The 17,434-nt window shown below is 58.2% G+C and carries 15 protein-coding genes; 2 read left to right on the forward strand and 13 right to left on the reverse strand.

The window, feature by feature from the left end; genetic code table 11:
- Window positions 1-1,596 (reverse strand): signal recognition particle protein, encoded by a 1,596-nt coding sequence (ffh, locus tag HMPREF2651_RS02155; protein ID WP_070585960.1) that lies wholly within the window; start codon window positions 1,594-1,596, stop codon window positions 1-3.
- A 605-nt stretch (window positions 1,597-2,201) separates the two neighbouring features.
- Here ffh and HMPREF2651_RS02160 point away from each other — a divergent pair.
- Window positions 2,202-3,086: a hypothetical protein gene (locus tag HMPREF2651_RS02160; protein ID WP_049181500.1), complete on the forward strand. Its 885-nt coding sequence runs from the start codon at window positions 2,202-2,204 to the stop codon at window positions 3,084-3,086.
- Between the two features lie 523 nt (window positions 3,087-3,609).
- Window positions 3,610-4,341 carry a hypothetical protein gene (locus tag HMPREF2651_RS02165; RefSeq protein WP_038628640.1) on the forward strand — a complete coding sequence of 244 codons (732 nt, stop codon included), beginning with the start codon at window positions 3,610-3,612 and terminating at the stop codon, window positions 4,339-4,341.
- Window positions 4,342-4,513: 172 nt separating this feature from the next.
- Here the strand turns inward: HMPREF2651_RS02165 and ftsY are convergent, their stop codons facing one another.
- The 12 genes from ftsY to HMPREF2651_RS02220 all read right to left on the reverse strand — a co-directional run bounded on the left by ftsY (window position 4,514) and on the right by HMPREF2651_RS02220 (window position 17,424).
- Window positions 4,514-6,094, reverse strand: a complete 1,581-nt coding sequence (gene ftsY / locus HMPREF2651_RS02170; protein WP_049181501.1) for a signal recognition particle-docking protein FtsY — start codon at window positions 6,092-6,094, stop codon at window positions 4,514-4,516.
- Between the two features lie 47 nt (window positions 6,095-6,141).
- Window positions 6,142-9,636, reverse strand: a complete 3,495-nt coding sequence (gene smc, locus HMPREF2651_RS02175; protein WP_038628636.1) for a chromosome segregation protein SMC — start codon at window positions 9,634-9,636, stop codon at window positions 6,142-6,144.
- A gap of 107 nt (window positions 9,637-9,743) precedes the next feature.
- On the reverse strand, window positions 9,744-11,060 hold the full coding sequence (locus HMPREF2651_RS02180) for an ammonium transporter (protein WP_049181503.1): 1,317 nt from the start codon (window positions 11,058-11,060) through the stop codon (window positions 9,744-9,746).
- Between the two features lie 259 nt (window positions 11,061-11,319).
- On the reverse strand, window positions 11,320-11,601 hold the full coding sequence (locus HMPREF2651_RS10745; protein ID WP_080972868.1) for an acylphosphatase: 282 nt from the start codon (window positions 11,599-11,601) through the stop codon (window positions 11,320-11,322).
- Window positions 11,591-13,051: an alanine/glycine:cation symporter family protein gene (locus tag HMPREF2651_RS02185; RefSeq protein WP_049181285.1), complete on the reverse strand. Its 1,461-nt coding sequence runs from the start codon at window positions 13,049-13,051 to the stop codon at window positions 11,591-11,593. Before HMPREF2651_RS02185 ends, HMPREF2651_RS10745 begins: the two co-directional genes overlap by 11 nt.
- Window positions 13,052-13,069: 18 nt before the next feature.
- A complete protein-coding gene (gene mutM / locus HMPREF2651_RS02190; protein WP_038628632.1) occupies window positions 13,070-13,933 on the reverse strand; it encodes a bifunctional DNA-formamidopyrimidine glycosylase/DNA-(apurinic or apyrimidinic site) lyase in 864 nt (287 codons plus the stop codon).
- Complete coding sequence (rnc, locus tag HMPREF2651_RS02195; RefSeq protein WP_038628630.1) at window positions 13,933-14,661, reverse strand: ribonuclease III; 729 nt, start codon at window positions 14,659-14,661, stop codon at window positions 13,933-13,935. The genes mutM and rnc overlap by 1 nt, the downstream gene beginning before the upstream one ends.
- 42 nt (window positions 14,662-14,703) lie before the next feature.
- Window positions 14,704-15,264 carry a YceD family protein gene (locus HMPREF2651_RS02200; protein ID WP_038628628.1) on the reverse strand — a complete coding sequence of 187 codons (561 nt, stop codon included), beginning with the start codon at window positions 15,262-15,264 and terminating at the stop codon, window positions 14,704-14,706.
- Window positions 15,265-15,293: 29 nt separating this feature from the next.
- Complete coding sequence (locus HMPREF2651_RS02205; RefSeq protein WP_038628626.1) at window positions 15,294-16,055, reverse strand: SPFH domain-containing protein; 762 nt, start codon at window positions 16,053-16,055, stop codon at window positions 15,294-15,296.
- Window positions 16,056-16,065: 10 nt separating this feature from the next.
- Complete coding sequence (coaD, locus tag HMPREF2651_RS02210) at window positions 16,066-16,539, reverse strand: pantetheine-phosphate adenylyltransferase (RefSeq protein ID WP_049181283.1); 474 nt, start codon at window positions 16,537-16,539, stop codon at window positions 16,066-16,068.
- 45 nt (window positions 16,540-16,584) lie between these two features.
- Window positions 16,585-17,151, reverse strand: coding sequence for a 16S rRNA (guanine(966)-N(2))-methyltransferase RsmD (gene rsmD, locus HMPREF2651_RS02215; RefSeq protein WP_038628622.1), 567 nt, complete (start codon window positions 17,149-17,151; stop codon window positions 16,585-16,587).
- Complete coding sequence (locus HMPREF2651_RS02220) at window positions 17,152-17,424, reverse strand: acyl-CoA carboxylase biotin carboxyl carrier protein subunit (RefSeq protein ID WP_005509454.1); 273 nt, start codon at window positions 17,422-17,424, stop codon at window positions 17,152-17,154.
- Window positions 17,425-17,434: the final 10 nt, after the last annotated feature.

Consider the following 17,434-nt stretch of genomic DNA (forward strand, 5'->3'; position numbering starts at 1 on the left):
CTACTTCTTGCCCTGCCCGAAGTCGAGATTATTGAGGTCAAAGCCCTCCATGCCTTCTGGCAGCTGGTTGCCCATCTGCTTCTGTAGCTTCTGCAGCTCGGCCATGCTAGGCATCCCCGGCATGCCCTGCATACCGGGCATTCCGCCACCGCGCATTGCCTTCGGCGGCGTCGGGCCGCGGTTAGCGCCCTTGCGCTTATTCTTGCCCTTGCCCTTTCGGCCACGCTTGGCCTTGCGGTTCGATGGGCGGCCACCGCCCATACCGAAACGACCGGCCATCTGAGCCATCATCTTGCGTGCCTCATTGAAGCGCTCGATGAGCTGGTTAACCTCCGAAACAGACACACCGGAACCGTTGGCGATACGACGACGTCGTGAAGCGTTCAGAATCTTCGGATTCTCGCGCTCTTCCGGAGTCATACCGCGGATAATCGCCTCGATGCGGTCAAGCTGCTTTTCATCGACCATTTCCGCGGCCTTGGACATTTCCGCGCCGCCGGGGAGCATCTTGAGGATGTTGCCGATTGGGCCCATCTTGCGGACCATCATCATCTGCTCGAGGAAGTCCTCGAGAGTCAACTCGCCCGAACCAATCTTCTGGGCAGACTTTGCAGCCTGCTCATGATCAATTTCCTTGGAAGCGACCTCAACCAACGTCTTCAGGTCACCCATGCCCAGGATGCGGCTGGCCATGCGGTCTGGGTGGAAGACGTCAAAGTCCTCCAACTTCTCGCCCGTGGAGGCGAACAGAATCGGCTTACCTGTGACCTCACGGATAGACAGTGCAGCGCCACCGCGCGCGTCGCCATCGAGCTTGGTCAGTACAACACCGGTGAAGTCAACGCCATCTCGGAAGGCCTTGGCGGTCTCTACCGCGTCCTGACCAATCATGGAGTCCATGACAAACAGAACTTCATGCGGGTTGATGGCATCGCGAATATCGCGGGCTTGCTTCATCAGAACCTCATCGATACCCAGGCGACCTGCGGTATCGATAATCACCACATCGTGGCGATGCTGGCGAGCATAAGCGAGGCCACGGAACGCGGCGTCAACTGGGTTGTCCTCGCTGGTGCCCATTTCATGGGTGGAATCGAGGCTGGTGCCCGGGAACGGTGCGAAGCACGGCACGCCTGCACGCTCAGCCACGATTTCCAGCTGCTGCACCGCACCTGGGCGCTGCAGGTCGCAGGCGACGAGAACTGGGGTGTGCCCCTGATCCGTGAGGTACCTGGCCAATTTACCGGCCAAGGTGGTCTTACCAGCACCCTGCAGACCGGCCAGCATGATAACCGTTGGCGGCTGCTTCGACATATTGAGACGTCGAGTCTCGCCACCGAGGATGTTGATCAGTTCCTCATTGACAACCTCAATGATTTGGTTGGCCGGGTTGACCGTCTGGCTGCCAATAATTTCGTTAGCGCGTTCCTTGATGCGCTTGATGAAGGTACGGACAACCTCAAGGGAGACATCGGCTTCCAGAAGAGCCAGCCGAATCTCGCGGGCGGTGGCGTTAATATCCGCCTCAGTCAGGCGACCCTTCCCGCCCAGCCCCCGCAGGGCACCCGTCAAACGATCGGAAAGAGACTCAAACAAGTTTCCAGCTCCCCTTTTGCCTTATCTTTTCTTAACTGTTCTACCGTACCCGCTGGCTACTCCGTTTGGCACATATCTACAGCTTCGCCTATCGACAACAATTGCATCCCCTCCACCCTAAACACCCCGATTCGGGTGTAACCAATAGGAAGTAGAAATCGGCAATAGAGTGAAGCTCTTTTATTCTCGGGAACGTTAAATTACTATTCGTTATTTTAACGTGACAATTAAACACGACCTAAGACAGGGTTGTCCCACTGCATAAAGAACGTTTACACAACCTATCTACCGCCAGGTAGATAACAGACAAGTAACGCCAATAGCCAACTTTTACTAAGGACGATCCTAGTGCACGCCTCCCCCGAAATGGTGCAAACTAAATTGCAAACCGGCAGCATTACAGCAGGTCAAAGTGTGCCACTACACACCTAGAGTTATCCCTATAACTACTTCCAATGCCATGCATATATCAACCAGTTTATGGTTAGCCATGAACCTAGTTAACCGCAGTTGGCCTGGTTTTATTTTCCGCCGTGCACGATGAGGGATGAACGGCGAAATCATATTCATCGGTCTCTGACCGTTTGACTCCTTGGGAGGTTTTCATGAAGAAGTTCACTACGGCTATCGCCGCCACCTTCTCCGCCAGCATGATTGCAAGCGCAGGCATCGCTACTGCACAGATTCCGGCCCCAATGCCGACCGAGTGCCCCGCCGGCCAGCACTTTGAAAACGTCGACGGCACTTTCCAGTGCGTTGCAGACCAGCCTGAGCAGGATTCCGCTGACGGAATTCCGGCCCCAATGCCGGACAAGTGCCCAGACGGCCAGCACTTTGAAAACGTCGGCGGAACCTTCCAGTGCGTCGCGGACAAGGAAGCCCCTAAGCCTGAAACGCCGGGCAACAATGAGTCCCAGCCCGGCAACCTCGGAAACCCAGGTATTTCTGATAAGCAGTGCCCGGAGGGCGAGCACTTCGACATGAGCAAGCCAGTTCCGGGCAACCCGAACGTCTTCGGTGCCTGCGTCAAGGACGAGACGAAGCCGGATACTGACAAGCCAGGCAAGGACAAGCCGGATACTGACAAGCCAGGCAAGGACGGCAAACCGGGCAAAGACGGCAAGGACGGTAAGCCAGGTAAGGACGGCAAACCGGGCAAGGACGGCAAGGATGTCAAGGTAAACGTTGACATCAAGATCTCTGCTGAGTGCAAGAACGAAAACAAGTGCACGAAGGAAGAGAAGAAGGCCAAGGAAAAGGCTGAGAAGAAGGCGTCCGAGTCCAAGAAGACGACCTCTTCCGAGAACGTAAAGAAGGTTTCAGACTCCAAGAAGTCTGAGCAGAATAACTCTGAGTCCAAGAAGGCTTCTTCCACTCAGAGCACTGGCCTAGCAGCCACCGGCGTTGACGCCACCACCCTGGGCGGAGCCGCTCTGGTTCTTCTGGTCGGCGGTGTCGCTGCTACCCGCATCGCCCGCAAGAACCGCTAAGAAGCTTAGGGTTCTACCCCGCTAGCGAAACGTAAACTGCTCCTGATGCCAATTCAGCATCGGGAGCATTTTTGCGTGTCATATCTTCGAAACGTTATAACTCCTATAGCTCGAACCATAAACCGCACAGATACCGATTTTTTACCAAACCGCTACGCCCCACCCGCCTTTCGCCACCCCGACACGATTAGGAAGCACCATTCGCCAGCAAAGATGAGCGAAAGCTATAAGACATTAGAAGACTCGGCTCCATTAGCGAAGACAGAAAAGCCCTATGCCGAGTCGACAGTGGCAAGTTCTATAAACGCTCCAACCACAACGGGTGTACACACTCAGCGTTGTAAATATAAGTTCCCACTTTCCTCTACTGGGGTTTGGACGAGTCAACAATTTTGCTTTACCCCCTCCCCAAACCCATGCCACTAAAGACTTTAATTAGTTATTAGAATCAAATGTGTGAACAGTGTTCCCCCTTAAGCCCATTGATTGCAGGGCTTTCCTATAGACATTGTGAGGTTTCCAAATGAAGAAGCTCTCTTCGACCATGGTGGCCGCTGCCGCTTCAGCCGGCATGCTCATCGGCGTTGGCGCCGCCACCGCACAGATTCCTGACCCCGCCCCATCGGAATGCCCCGCCGGTCAACATTTTGAAAATGTTGGCGGTACTTTCCAGTGTGTAGATGACGCGGCAAACCCGGATCCAGGAGGTTCATCGAACGATGGCATCCCACCGGGCGTTGAGGACACCCAGACCTGTCCCGACGGTTCCCCGCGGGATATGAGCAAGATTGACCCGGCAACCGGAGCTTACGGCGCGTGTGGCACTTCAGATGATTCCGGCCCAACTCCGGAGCCTGACGAAGATGCCCCAGAGAATGACGGAATTCCGCCGGGAGTCGATGACACCGCAACGTGCCCCGATGGTTCCCCGCGGGATATGAGCAAGATCGACCCGGCAACCGGAGTCTACGGCTACTGTCCAACTTCCGACGATGAAAACCCAGACGATGACGCACCGGGGGATGATGAAAACCCAGGTGACGAACGGCCTGGGGACGACAAGAATCCTGGGGAGGAAAATCCAGGAGACAAGCCCGACAACCCTAAGAATGACGGTAAGCAAACCGGGACCAAGAACACTGGTCTAGCAGTCACTGGTGTTCAGGCGACTGCCCTCGGCGGTGCGGCTCTCGCACTCCTGGTCGGTGGCGTGGCAGCTACCCGCCTCGCACGCAAGAATTCTAAGGATTCCTAGCACAACTCTCCGCTAGATTCCTAGCCCCTCAACAGTAAAAGCCCCGGAGCCCCGCGTATCCTCTACAGAAATCTACGCGGTGGCTCCGAGGCCTTTACTTTTTGCCGGGAGGGGGCAACGACCGACGCTGTACTCACCAATCAATGGAAAATTCACTCATCGATGTTAGTTACTATTTGCGGCCGCCGAGCAGTGCGTCTACAAAGCTCTCCGGCTCAAACGGCGCCAGGTGGTCAGCACCTTCACCAAGGCCAACCAACTTCACCGGTACACCGAGCTCGTTTTGCACCTGGAATACAATGCCGCCCTTCGCGGTACCGTCCAGCTTGGTCAGAGCAACGCCGGTGATGTCTACAACATCCCGGAAAGTACGAGCCTGCAGCAGACCATTTTGGCCAACCGTCGCGTCCAAAACCAGGATGACTTCATCAACCTGAGCCTTCTTCTCCACCACGCGCTTAATCTTGTCCAGTTGGTCCATCAGGCCGACCTTGGTGTGCAGGCGGCCGGCGGTGTCGATGAGCACCACATCAGCGCCGGACTCGATACCGTGAGCAACTGCCTCAAATGCAATAGAAGCAGGATCCGCGCCTTCAGCGCCACGAACGGTCTCGGCACCGACACGACGGCCCCAGGTTTCCAGCTGATCTGCAGCAGCGGCACGGAAAGTGTCCGCTGCACCGAGAACAACATGGTGGCCACCGGCCACCAGCACACGAGCCAGTTTGCCCGTCGTCGTGGTCTTACCAGTGCCGTTGACACCGACCACCAGAATCACTGCGGGCTTGCCCTCGTGCGGAAGTGCGCGAATAGAGCGATCCATCTCAGGCTTGCACTCCTCAATCAGCACCTCACGCAGCAGGGCGCGTGCCTGTTCTTCCGTGCTCACCTTCTGGCTGGCAATACGCTCACGCAGCTTATCGACGACACGCTGCGTCGCAGCCGCACCGAGGTCAGCCATCACCAGGATGTCCTCGACCTCTTCCCACGCGTCCTCATCAAGGTCACCCGCGCCCAAGATGCCGAGCACAGACTGGCCAATTGCATTCTGCGACCGGGACAGACGACCGCGCAGGCGACCCAGACGTCCCTCAGCCGGGTCAATGGAGTCAATCTGCTGTTCCGCTTCTGGCTCCGGCGTCGGCTCCGGCTCTGGCGTCGGTTCTGGCGTCGGCTCTGGCGTCGGCTCTGGCGTCGGTTCTGGTTCGGGAGTCGGCTCCGGCTCCGGCACCGGTTCAGGAGCAGAAACTACCTCTACCTCAGGCTCTGCTTGGGGCTCTGGTTGTGGTTCCGGCTCGGGCTCTGATTCCTCTTCTCCGGCCGTAGGCAAATCGATTGGGATTTCCCGCATTACGCGGTCGTGATCCCCCTCCATTTCGGTGGGGTTATCGGGAATAGGCAGTTGGCCTTCCGGCTTCAGCAGGGAGCCATCCGTCGACTTATCAACGGGCTCATCTGCCCGCTTTTCAACTGGTTCCGGGACCTGCTTTTCAATGGGCTTTTCCACCGGCTTGGGCATCGGTTTTTCAACCGGCTGCTTCTCACGGGTATCAGTTCCACTACCGGCCGGAGCGAAGTTAAAACCACTAGTGGCCTGGTAATTTCCAGACTTCTCCTGCTGGGTGAGTTCCTTAGTATCTTCCTTCGCAAAGGAAATGCGCTGGTTTTTCCTGCGGACATAGCCCACAACAAAAAGCAGCGCGATAATAACGACAATCGCGACGACAAGGAGTATCCACTGAGTTGGAGTCATAACTCTCATTATGCAGTATCAACGACTCTTCCTCACTTACTCCGCGCCTACTCCGCTCCTGTCGACGGAGTTGCGGATGCCGGTGACATTCGCTGCGAGATTACTCGAGTCACACCATCGCCCCGCATGGTCACACCGTAGAGCACATTCGCAACGTCCATTGTTGGCTTCTGGTGCGTAATGACAATCAGCTGACTGGTCGCGCGGAGTTCCTCGAGCAACGCAATAAGGCGACGCAGGTTAACGTCGTCAAGCGCTGCCTCCACCTCGTCGAGCACGTAAAACGGACTCGGGCGAGCGCGGAAAATAGCAACGAGCATTGCCAGCGCCGTCAGCGACTTCTCGCCGCCGGAGAGCAACGAGAGTCGCTTGACCTTTTTGCCCGGTGGGCGAGCTTCAACCTCGATACCTGTGGTTAGCAGGTTGTCAGGCTCAGTGAGAACCAGTCGTCCGTCACCGCCCGGGAAAAGCGTTTGGAAGACCGCGGGGAATTCTGCCTCGACATCGTTCCACGCGTCTGTGAAGAGCTGCAGAATCGTGGCATCGACTTCCTCGACAACATCGGTGAGGTCCTGGCGGGCCTTGAGGACATCATCGAGCTGCGTGGATAGGAAAGAGTAGCGCTCCTCCATCGCCTTATACTCCTCCAGCGCCAACGGGTTGACGCGGCCGAGCACACGCAGATCCTTCTCCGCCTGTTTGAGCTGCTTCGTCACGGCTGCGCGGTCAAAGTTCTCATCAGGAGCAAAGTCCGCGAGCAGGTCATCGACAGACAGCCCCAACTGGTCGACGATGCGCTCTGCAGCCTCGGTCACGCGGACCTGCGCCTGTGCACGGGCGATGTCTCCCTGGTGCGCGGAATCCGTTAGCTGTGCCAGCTCACGTTGCGCCCCATTTGCCTCCGTCCGTGCCGCCGATAGTGCCTGCGACACCGTCTTCTTCTGCGCCTCGGCATCGTCGCGATCGGCCTCTGCCCGCGCCAACGACACGTTGACCTTCGCATGCAAATCCTCAGCCAGCTCCGCGACGACTTCTGCCAATTCGCGCTGGGCAACCTTAGCCATCTGCGCCTGCTCATGGCGCGCCTTCGCTACGCGCTCCGACGCAGCCTGGCGACGAAGCCGCTCGGCCTTACCTCGTACACTCGACAGCCTCTCCTCTGCCGTACGCAGCGACAGACGCGCCTCTGTCTCCATGGCGCGCACTGCCGTCAGAGCCTCCGAGGCACGGTCACGTTCGCTTGTCGACGGTTCCCCCTCCTCGGGGTCACGGTCAACGCGAGCCAAGCGGTCCGCAACCTCCGCCAATTCCTTCTGGAGCTTCGTTACTCGGTCCACGGCTTCGGCTCCGCGCTGCTCAGCACGTTCGGCATCATGCACCACGCCGGACAGCTGCGCCGTGGCCCGAGTTCGGGCATCCGTGAGGACCTTCATACGACTCTGATGCTCACGCAGCGCAGCACGGGCGGCCGCAGCGTCAGTGCGGCGGTCCTCTTCTTCGGCCTGTGCACCGGAGAGCACACCACCGAGGTCACTCAAACGCACCTGCGCCTCCGCCAGCTCTTCGCGGGCCTTGGCAATGTCGGCGGCGATTTCCACACCTGATGCAGTGCCACCAGCACCGCCAGCTACCCAACCAGAGCCACGCAGCACACCATCGCGGTCAACAACGCGCAGTCGAGTATCCTGCGTCACCAGCTCACGGGCAACGAGTTCGTCGTCGCAGGCCACGACATCAACGAGCAGAGAGGTCAACGAACCCGAAAGCTTCGCGGGCACTGTCACATGGTCGAGCAGCCAGGATGCCTGTGCGGGCAAAGTGATGTCCAAGCGCCAGGAGTCGGATGCATCCGCAGAACTGATAACGACGGCACTGCCTTTGCCTGCAGCCACCAGCTCGTCGATAAGCGAATCTCCACTGCCCTCGCTGACTAGTGCTTCGGCGGCCGCGCCGAGGGCTGCGGTGAGCGCTTTTTCCCAGCCAGCGTCGACATCGATGACTTCAGAGAGAACGCCGAGCTCGTGCTTTTCGCGTAGCCACGCGGTGCCGTCGTTGGCAGCAGCGGTGCGGGCGGTCTCTAGAGCTTCGATGCGAGCGGACAAACCTGAGACGCTGCGCTCGAGGTCGCGCTCGTCAGCACGGAGTTCTTTCAACCGTGTAGAGGCCAGCTCTGCTTCCCGGTTAGCCTGTTCATAAACGCTCTGCAGCTCGGGACCTTCGAATTCGGCCTCGGCTAGTTCCTGTGCGGCGTTTTCCACGGCTTCGGTGGCATCGGCCCGGCGTTCGTCGGCCTCATTGGTTTGCTCGGCAAGGCGTGCAGCTTCGGCTTCGGCGGCTTCCAAGCGAGTGCGCAGAGATTCTTCGGCGGAAATGAGGCGAACCACTCCTTCGCGACGGTCGGCGATTGCGCGAACGGCCGCGAGGTGCTCGGCCTCTGCTTCGCGGAACGTTTCCTCGGCATCGAAAAGCGTTTCGCCGATTTCCTCCAGCTTTTCGCGAGCCTCTGCCTCTGCCTCTGCAAGCGTGGCTTCTTCGGTGGCGGCATCGTCGGCACGCTGCTCCAGGAAGTCCGGGTCCGGGCCTACCCACGGAGCGACGGAATGGTCGGCCGCGCGATCGGCGGCGATGCGGGCCGTCGCTTGAATACGCTCACCGAGTGCGGAGAGACGGAACCATAGGTCACGGGCAGCATCGGCAGCTGGAGTAATGTCCTCCAATTCGGCTTCGAGTTCTGCAGTGCGCTCAGCGGCAATCTCAGCACGCTCCGTGGCAGCTTCTACTTTTTCCTCAATGAGCTTGGCTTGACCAGCAATGTCATTGAGGCTGTCCTGCAAGTCCACGAAGTCCGCGGCAGCCAAACGCAACTTGGCATCGCGCAGGTCTGCCTGCACAGTCTGAGCGCGAGAGGCAGCCTCAGCCTGACGTTTTAGCGGCTTGAGTTGACGGGAAAGCTCACCTGTCAGGTCCTGCAGCCGGTCGAGATTGGCCTGCATCGACTGCAGTTTACGCTGCGCCTTTTCTTTGCGACGACGGTGTTTGAGCACGCCTGCGGCTTCTTCAATAAACGCACGACGCTCCTCTGGCCGAGACTCCAGAATCTGAGAAAGCCGGCCCTGGCCGACGATGATGTGCATCTCACGGCCAATGCCGGTGTCGCTGAGGAGTTCTTGGACGTCCATGAGGCGGACGCGAGAACCGTTGATTTCGTATTCGCTGGCGCCGTCGCGGTACATGCGACGCGTGACAGAGACTTCTTTATATTGAATGGGAAGTGCCCCATCGGAATTGTCGATGGTAAGAGTAACCTCCGCGCGCCCCAAGGGCTTTCGCCCGGAAGTACCCGCGAAGATGACATCTTCCATTTTGCCGCCACGGAGGGTCTTGGCGGAGTGCTCGCCCATAACCCACGCGAGGGCGTCGACAACATTCGACTTACCAGATCCATTCGGGCCGACAACTGCGCAGATGCCGGGCTCGAATTTCATCGTCGTCGCCGAAGCGAAGGATTTAAAGCCCTTCAGAGTCAGCGATTTCAAATACATGGGGCAATATCTTACCTGCAGTTGTGGACTGGAGCTGAATTAACCCAAGGACCCACTTGTTTTCACAGCCTCATTTACTTTTCACAGCCTCATTTACACAGCCTGGATTACACAGCCGCCTGCTTGGCCGACGTGTAGGCCGACTCACCGTGCTGAGCAACGTCGATACCAGAATGTTCCTGCTCGCCGTGGATACGCCAGCCGACGGTTACCTTCAGAACTCGGGCAATGATGTACGTCAGCACGCCCGAGAACACCGCTGCGATGACCGCAATAATGATCTGGATGGCGAACAATTTCAGGCCGTCGATGCCACCGCCGGTAAGCAGTCCGCGGTCGTTAGCCAGCAGGCCAACACCAATCGTTCCCCACATGGCTGCAACCAGATGCAGACCAACCACATCCAGGGTGTCATCGAAGTTGAACTTGTACTTTAAACCAACGCCCCAGCAAGCCAGCACACCGCCGATATAGCCCAGAATGATTGAAGTCACCGGGTTCATATCTCCTGCGGCCGGAGTAATAGTCACAAGCCCTGCGATGACCCCCGAAGCAGCACCCAGCGAGGTGGGATGTCCATCACGAAAACGCTCGAGTGAAATCCAGCCGAGCATGCCTAGGCACGCTGCCACGGTCGTATTTAGCCATGCCAGACCAGCGACACCGTCGGCAGCAAATGCCGAACCGCCGTTGAAGCCGAACCAGCCGAACCACAGCAGTGCAGCACCCAGCATGACGAGTGGCAGGTTATGCGGGCGATGCTGGCTGCCATCGATAGACTTGCGCTTGCCGACGATAATCGCCAGCACCAAAGCGGCGGTACCAGCAGCAATGTGCACAACCGTACCGCCAGCGAAGTCAATTGGAGCGATGGCAGCCTCGCCGTCAGCGGCCCCAAACAGTTTTGCCGAAAGGCTCTCTGCAGAGTGGCTCAGCAGACCACCACCCCAGACCATGTATGCCATTGGGAAGTACACCAGCGTTGTCCAGATACCGACGAAAATCAACCAGGTGGAGAACTTCACGCGTTCGGCCAGCGCGCCAGAAATCAGCGCTACAGAAATAGAGCAGAACGTGAGCTGAAATCCGATGTCGATGATGTTCGGGTAACCGTTTGCACCCGTAATATAGTTGCCGTCATCGTCCGTGATTGAGTTACGCAGTCCAAAGAACTCGAACGGGTTGGCAAATACACCACCGATTGGCTGCGACCCGTAGGACATCGACCAGCCCCACAGGACGTAAATGGCACCGACAACGCCAACAGCGCCAAAGCTCATCATCATCATGTTGAGCACCGACTTCTGTCGCGACATGCCGCCATAGAACAGCGCGAGCGCCGGTGTCATGAGCAAGACCAACGAAGCCGAGATCAGCATCCACGCTGAGTTTCCCGACTGTGCAATCACTTCTTCAGGCGTCATTTGTGCCTCCCCTGTCTGTCAGTAGGTAGTTATTAACTTAAACCACCCTGATTCCGTATTTGCGTAGTCTTTTTCTCACTTGCGTATTTTTCTAGCGCTCCGGGAGCTCTTTAGCGCCCCAATCAACTACCCCAAGACACGAAAAAATCCCCCGCCAACTGCGCAAAATCAATCACACAGAGCGAGGGATAAAACGTATTCGAATTTTTCGGTTTCCTACACCGACATGGGGGGGGGGAGGAAGACAGTTAGCACCCGCTTAACGACGGTCAAACGTGCTAAATGCCCCCTTCGGTTCCTGCCATAGGGGCACCACCGCCGTCACATTGCCTGGAGTATTCGGCCCCTCCAGCCAAGCGAGCAAACTCTCACAGTCTGCCCGTGACCCTTCGGCAACAACTAACACCCGACCATCCGAATAGTTCTGGGCGTAACCAACCAACCCCAACTCCAGTGCCGTCGCGCGGGTGTACCAGCGAAAACCGACACCTTGAACGCGTCCGTGTACCCATGCGGTGAGGCGGACGTCGTTAAGCGGCATCGGACTCACGCACCGTCATCGGGTCGGAACCATCCCAGCACTCGATCTTGTCGTGACCGCGGAGGTTAGGCAGATCATCGCGGTGGAATACTGGATTAAGTCCCTTGGCCTTCTGCTCGGAATAGTTCTTCAACAGGGCGACTGCGACACCGCCTAGCGGCAGAATCGCGATGATATTGATGGTGGCCATGAGTGCGGAGAACGTATCTGCAAGCGACCAGACTAGCGGCACGGAACCGACAGCTCCGCCAATCACGCACAGGATAACCAGGACGCGCACGGTGTTCAAGACAGCCTTGCTCTTTGACAGGAACGGGATATTCGCCTCGGCGTAGTAGTAGTTACCCACCAGCGAGGAGAACGCGAGGAAGAAGATGATAACCGTGACCGCGTGGATGGCCCACGTACCCACCTGCGCCGACAGCGCAGCCTGAGTCAACGCGGTGCCCTCCGCATCGCCGCCGAAGGTCGGATCGGACAACAGGATGATAACTGCGGTGATGGTACAGACGACCCAGGTGTCGAAGTAGACACCCATCGTCTGGATTAGGCCCTGTTTGACCGGGTGCGACACCGACGCCGTAGCCGCCGCATTTGGTGTGGAACCCATACCGGCCTCGTTGGAGAACAGACCACGGCGAATACCCTGCATCATGGCGGTACCGACAGCGGCACCAGCGATCTCACGGATACCGAAGGCGTGCTCAAAAATCAGCTTGATCATGCCCGGCACCTCGGTGATGTTGAGAGCCAAGACAATCAGGCCGAGGATAATGTAAGCCACGGCCATAATCGGCACGATGATCTGTGTCACCGCCGAAATACGCTGCACACCACCGAAGATGATGACGCCGGCCAAGATTGCCAGCACAATGCCGACGCAGAATTTAAAGATCGGCGTTTCCTGACCAGTCGACTCAGCCACAGCCGCCGTGATTGAGTTGGACTGCACCGCATTGAACACAAAACCGTAGGTCACCGTGATCGCGATGACGAACAGCGACGCCATCCAGCGCCAGTTCTCTCCCAGCCCCTTGGTGATGTAGTACGCGGGCCCTCCTCGGTAAGAGTCCTTATCCCGCACCTTGTACAGCTGCGCCAGCGTCGACTCCACGAAGCTGGTAGCACCGCCAATCGCAGCGAGTAGCCACATCCAAAACACGGCACCTGGCCCACCCGTAGTGATTGCCACCGCCACACCTGCGACGTTACCGGTACCGACACGCGAGGCAGCAGAGATTGTGAAGGCCTTAAAGGCCGAGATGCCCTTGACCCCCTCGGAGATGTCAGACGGCTTTTCGGTAATTGCCTTGAACATCTCCGGGATGTACCGGAGCTGCACCACAATGGTCCGCCAACAGAAGTACAGGCCTGCACCGCTGAGTAGCAGAATCATGAACAGCCAGTACTTGTCATTCCAGGCGTTGACCCAATCGGTCGCTTGTTCCATGAAGCTCATAAGGAAATTCTAGCGCTGACAGGTGGGACACAGATAACTCGATCTATTCCCAAATGGCAGACGTACAATTGCGCGCCCACACCTCGAGCACGGCTCCCCCGCTTGGCCATAGGCGTTCAAGCTCCGCTCGAAATAGCCACTTTCGCCGTTGACATGTACATATAGTGCGTCAAAGCTCGTGCCGCCGGCCGCTAGCGCCCGCTGAAGTACCGCTTGGCCCTCCCGCAGAAGTTTCGCTAATCGACGGACCGAAAGGTCGCACGCCGGCACGCGACCATCAACCTTCGCCGCCCAAAGCATTTCGTCGGCATAAATGTTGCCGATGCCGGACACGATGTTCTGATTGAGCAATACCGCCTTGATTGGCGAACGCGACTTCATCATGCGGTGTGCAAGTGCAACCACATCGACAGTTGGCTCCAATAGATCGGGCGCGATCTTGGCTGCGGGTTCCGGAACAAAGCGACCGTGGTATTCGACCATTTCACAGGCCCAGACCCAACCAAAGGTGCGCTGATCGTTGAAGTTGATAAGGTGCCGAGCGCCGTCCGGCAGGGCTATGTCAAATGCGGCCCTGGTGTGGCGTCCGGGCAGCGTATCGGGCGTGTACGGAGCTTCCACACGCAATTGGCCGCTCATACCCAGGTGGATGGCAATTGCGGAGTCGTCGTCAAGCGTGAGCCACATGAACTTGCCGCGGCGATCCGTAGCGATAACCGTGCGCCCGCGCGTACGACCGATAAACTCTGCGGCACCACCGGGTTGGCGCCGCACGGCACGAGCGTTGTAGACGAAAGTATCCTCGATGCGGCCACCGACGACGTAAGCGTCGAGACCGCGGCGTACGGACTCGACTTCAGGAAGCTCGGGCATTATGCAAGTGCAGTATGCGCCTGATGCGCGGCGTGCATCTCGGCTTCCTTCTTCGTGGCGCCGGTACCGCTGCCCTTAACCACGCCGTCAACCAGCACGTCGACGTAGAAAGTTAGGTCATGGTCGGGGCCGGTGGTGCGCACGGTGTACTCAGCAGCCGGTAGTTGCTTGGCTGCCAGGCGCTCCTGCAACAGCGTCTTCCAGTCACGACCGCGAGACTCCGTCGGGGCATCGTCAATCATCTGGTTAAACAGGCGAAGAACGGTCTCGCGGGCAACCTCAAAGCCATGCTGCAGGTAAATGGCACCCAGCAGTGCCTCGGTGGTGTCAGCGAGAATTGAGTGCTTATCCGCGCCACCGGTGGCCTTCTCACCGCGACCGAGGAGAATGTGCTCCCCCAATCCGATACTGCGGGCCAGGTCAGCCAGCGCGTACATGTTCACGACACCTGCGCGCATCTTGGAAATATCCTGCTCAGCACGGTCCGGGAAGCGACGGTAGAGTTCTTCAGCAACGCACATGCCCAGCACGGCGTCGCCCAGGAACTCTAGACGCTCGTTATTGGTCAGCATGCCATTTTCATTTGCGAAACTGCGGTGGGTCAGAGCGAGCTTCAGGGACTCCTCTGGTAGTTCAACACCGAGTTTTTCCAGCAGCGGGGCGTGATCGACGGCCTCAAAGGCCGCCTTTCTAGCCGCTTCACCGGTTAGCCGACGCTTGCGGCTCATCCGTTATATCTCCTTTAAAGTCTTCGTCTAAGTCGTCGTCGATTACTTATCGTCCCCGAGCGAGCCAAACTTTTCCGCCAGGCCAGCCCAACGCGGATCAATACGCTCCTCTTCACCCGAGATGCCGTCTGGTTCCGGCACTTCCGAGTCCGACTCAGCACAGCTGGAATCGAAATCCAGACAGGTCGGATTGAAGGGCAGATTCAAGCCCGCCTCATCGATGACGGCTTGAGTGATATCCACCGTATTGTCGACGATCTGACCAACTTCGTCCTCAACGTCTTCTTCCTCGGCATCGTCGCCTGTGATGAAGTCCTCGTTGTTGGAAAAGACAGCCGAAATATGGAAGCTGAGCTCCGGATTCAGCGGGGCTAGGCAGCGCACGCACTCGCCGGTGGCCTTGGCAGTCACAGTCGCGTCAACCATGACACCACTGCCGAGGTTCGTGACAATGCCGTCAACGACAACCTCCTCGCCAGCGGCGATGCCAATCATCTCGACACCAACGCGGACTGGGCTATCGCCTACCTTGCGGAACTGCTCGGGCATGCCGCCCTGCAGACATGTCGAAACGTCCAGAACAAATGGGGATGAGTCAGTCATGATAGACCTCAGTCTACCCCGAAGATGCGCTAACGCTCGTACCGGCGGCGTTCCTGCCCCTCGGAGAAGGAAGACGGCGCGTTCTGCGCCCCTGCACCACCGCCGACGGCACCGGCCCCTGAACGCAGTACAGAGCGATTGCGACCGACATTGCGCAGGGTCTCCTGGAGGGTCTGCTCAAACTCGGCGAGCTTGGAGTCAACGTAACGGTCACACTCTTCGCGGAGGCGAGAGGAATCCGCGTGTGCGTCGGACAGCAGACGATTCGCTTCGTCGTTGGCCTCGCGGACGACCGTCGACTCAGCGACCAGGCGAGCCTGCTCCTCACGGCCTTCCGCAACGGAACGCTCGTAGGATTCGTTACCAGCGTGAATCAGGCGATCGGACTCGGCAGAAGCACGATCCACAATGTTGTCGTACTCGTGCTGAGCATCCTCGCGGAGACGACGAGCGTCGTCCTCAGCGGCCGCAACGGTGCCAGCCGCGTGAGCATTGGCATTCTCAACGGTGTGGTTAGCGCGGGCCTCTGCCTCGTCGACAATACGATGGGCTTCTTCATCCGCAGACGAAATGGTGTTGTTCGCCCGGGCTTCAGCATCGTTGATAATCTCATCCCGCTGGTCCAAGACATCCTGCGCGTCATCGAGCTCAGCCGGGAAAGCATCCCTCAGTTCATCGAGCAACTCGAGAACACGCTGGCGCGGGACCATACAATTGGCCGACAGTGGCACGCCGTGTGCCTCTTCTAGGATCTGGACCAGTTCATCAAGAGATTCGAAGACGCGAAACATGACTTACATGCTACTTCAGTCTGAGCTGCAGGGCGTGCAAGACAGGCTCAGGAACTAGGCCTTCCACCGAACCGCCGTACCGAACAACTTCCTTCATCAGTGTCGACGACACGTGACCGTACTTCGGATCAGCCTCCACAAAGAGAGTTTCAATGCCAGTCATGCGCCGATTCATCTGTGCCATAGGAGCCTCATACTCGTAGTCTGCTGCCGAGCGCAGTCCCTTGACCAGGCAGGTAATCCCCTTCGCGGAGGTGTAGTCCACCAACAGCTTCGACCAGGAGTCCACCCGCACATTGTCCAGGTGCTGCGTGCACTGCCGAATGAGGTCCATGCGCTCTTCGACGTTGAACATGCCCTGCTTATTCGGGTTGTGGGTAACCAACACGGTCAACTGACCGAATTGGCGCGCGGCACGCTCAATCACATCGAGGTGACCACAGGTCATGGGATCGTAGGAACCGGGGCAGCATGCGTGAGTCATAGAGGTCAAACCACCTTTGGTCGTCGTAAAGCGTAAAGAAGAACGTTAAGCGTTGTGGATAGCGGTGTCGAAGCGCGCCAATCCATGAATGCGGCGCTTCAGCTTCTGCTGGAGCTGCTCATAGCCCTCCGGCCACTGCGTCTCGTCGTCATCGCGGTGACGCTCCACAGTCACTACCGCGCCCGGCGCGAGGAAGCTGCGCAGAGCCTCCAACATCTCTGTAACGGCCTCCCCCGCCAGCTCGTAGGGAGGATCAGCGATGACGCGGTCAAAAGGCTCGCCCGGCGCGCCCGCAAGGTACGATGACACTTTCATCGGAGACACGGCCACATCGGGATGCCCCACGGTGCGAATGTTCTTTTCAATGGCGGCAATGGCGTTCGGATCGTTTTCCACCAATACGACGGAACGCGCGCCACGGGAAGCCGCTTCCAAACCGAGCGCACCTGAGCCCGCGAACAAGTCGAGAACGCGAGTTCCCTCTAACCCAAAGCGTGTGGACCAGGATGAAAAGATGGCTTCTTTCGCGCGGTCACTGGTTGGCCGAGTGGTCTCTCCCTTGGGTGCGACTAGTCTGCGACCGCGCGCCTCACCTGCAATAATGCGGGTCATCTACTTCCCTTCGTGCGATGTGTTCTCGTTGCCGTTGTTCTGTGCCATCGTGCTGTGAGTTGCTGGCGTAATTCGTGCCAGCAGCTGACCACCTTCGACATCCACAAATTGATCTGCCGCCACCTCCGCGACCGTACCCGGGCAGGGCGCTAAAACCGGCGCTTCTAGCTTGACGGCCTCCACGACCGCAATGACCTGGCCAGTCGTCACCGAGTCTTTCTCGGCGACCTCCCAGCGGACTACTCCTGCAAAAGGTGCACAGACATTTACCATGCCCAACAGT

This window comes from Corynebacterium sp. HMSC063A05 (genome assembly GCF_001809695.1).
Classification (GTDB): Bacteria; Actinomycetota; Actinomycetes; order Mycobacteriales; family Mycobacteriaceae; genus Corynebacterium; species Corynebacterium amycolatum.

Bases quoted from the DNA above. Each gene is read 5' to 3' on its own strand.
- HMPREF2651_RS02160 (WP_049181500.1), top strand. From the start codon at position 2,202: ATGAAGAAGTTCACTACGGCTATCGCCGCCACCTTCTCCGCCAGCATG.
- HMPREF2651_RS02165 (WP_038628640.1), top strand. From the start codon at position 3,610: ATGAAGAAGCTCTCTTCGACCATGGTGGCCGCTGCCGCTTCAGCCGGC.
- ftsY (WP_049181501.1), bottom strand. From the start codon at position 6,094: ATGACTCCAACTCAGTGGATACTCCTTGTCGTCGCGATTGTCGTTATT.
- smc (WP_038628636.1), bottom strand. From the start codon at position 9,636: ATGTATTTGAAATCGCTGACTCTGAAGGGCTTTAAATCCTTCGCTTCG.
- HMPREF2651_RS02180 (WP_049181503.1), bottom strand. From the start codon at position 11,060: ATGACGCCTGAAGAAGTGATTGCACAGTCGGGAAACTCAGCGTGGATG.
- HMPREF2651_RS10745 (WP_080972868.1), bottom strand. From the start codon at position 11,601: ATGCCGCTTAACGACGTCCGCCTCACCGCATGGGTACACGGACGCGTT.
- HMPREF2651_RS02185 (WP_049181285.1), bottom strand. From the start codon at position 13,051: ATGGAACAAGCGACCGATTGGGTCAACGCCTGGAATGACAAGTACTGG.
- mutM (WP_038628632.1), bottom strand. From the start codon at position 13,933: ATGCCCGAGCTTCCTGAAGTCGAGTCCGTACGCCGCGGTCTCGACGCT.
- rnc (WP_038628630.1), bottom strand. From the start codon at position 14,661: ATGAGCCGCAAGCGTCGGCTAACCGGTGAAGCGGCTAGAAAGGCGGCC.
- HMPREF2651_RS02200 (WP_038628628.1), bottom strand. From the start codon at position 15,264: ATGACTGACTCATCCCCATTTGTTCTGGACGTTTCGACATGTCTGCAG.
- HMPREF2651_RS02205 (WP_038628626.1), bottom strand. From the start codon at position 16,055: ATGTTTCGCGTCTTCGAATCTCTTGATGAACTGGTCCAGATCCTAGAA.
- coaD (WP_049181283.1), bottom strand. From the start codon at position 16,539: ATGACTCACGCATGCTGCCCCGGTTCCTACGATCCCATGACCTGTGGT.
- rsmD (WP_038628622.1), bottom strand. From the start codon at position 17,151: ATGACCCGCATTATTGCAGGTGAGGCGCGCGGTCGCAGACTAGTCGCA.
- HMPREF2651_RS02220 (WP_005509454.1), bottom strand. From the start codon at position 17,424: ATGGTAAATGTCTGTGCACCTTTTGCAGGAGTAGTCCGCTGGGAGGTC.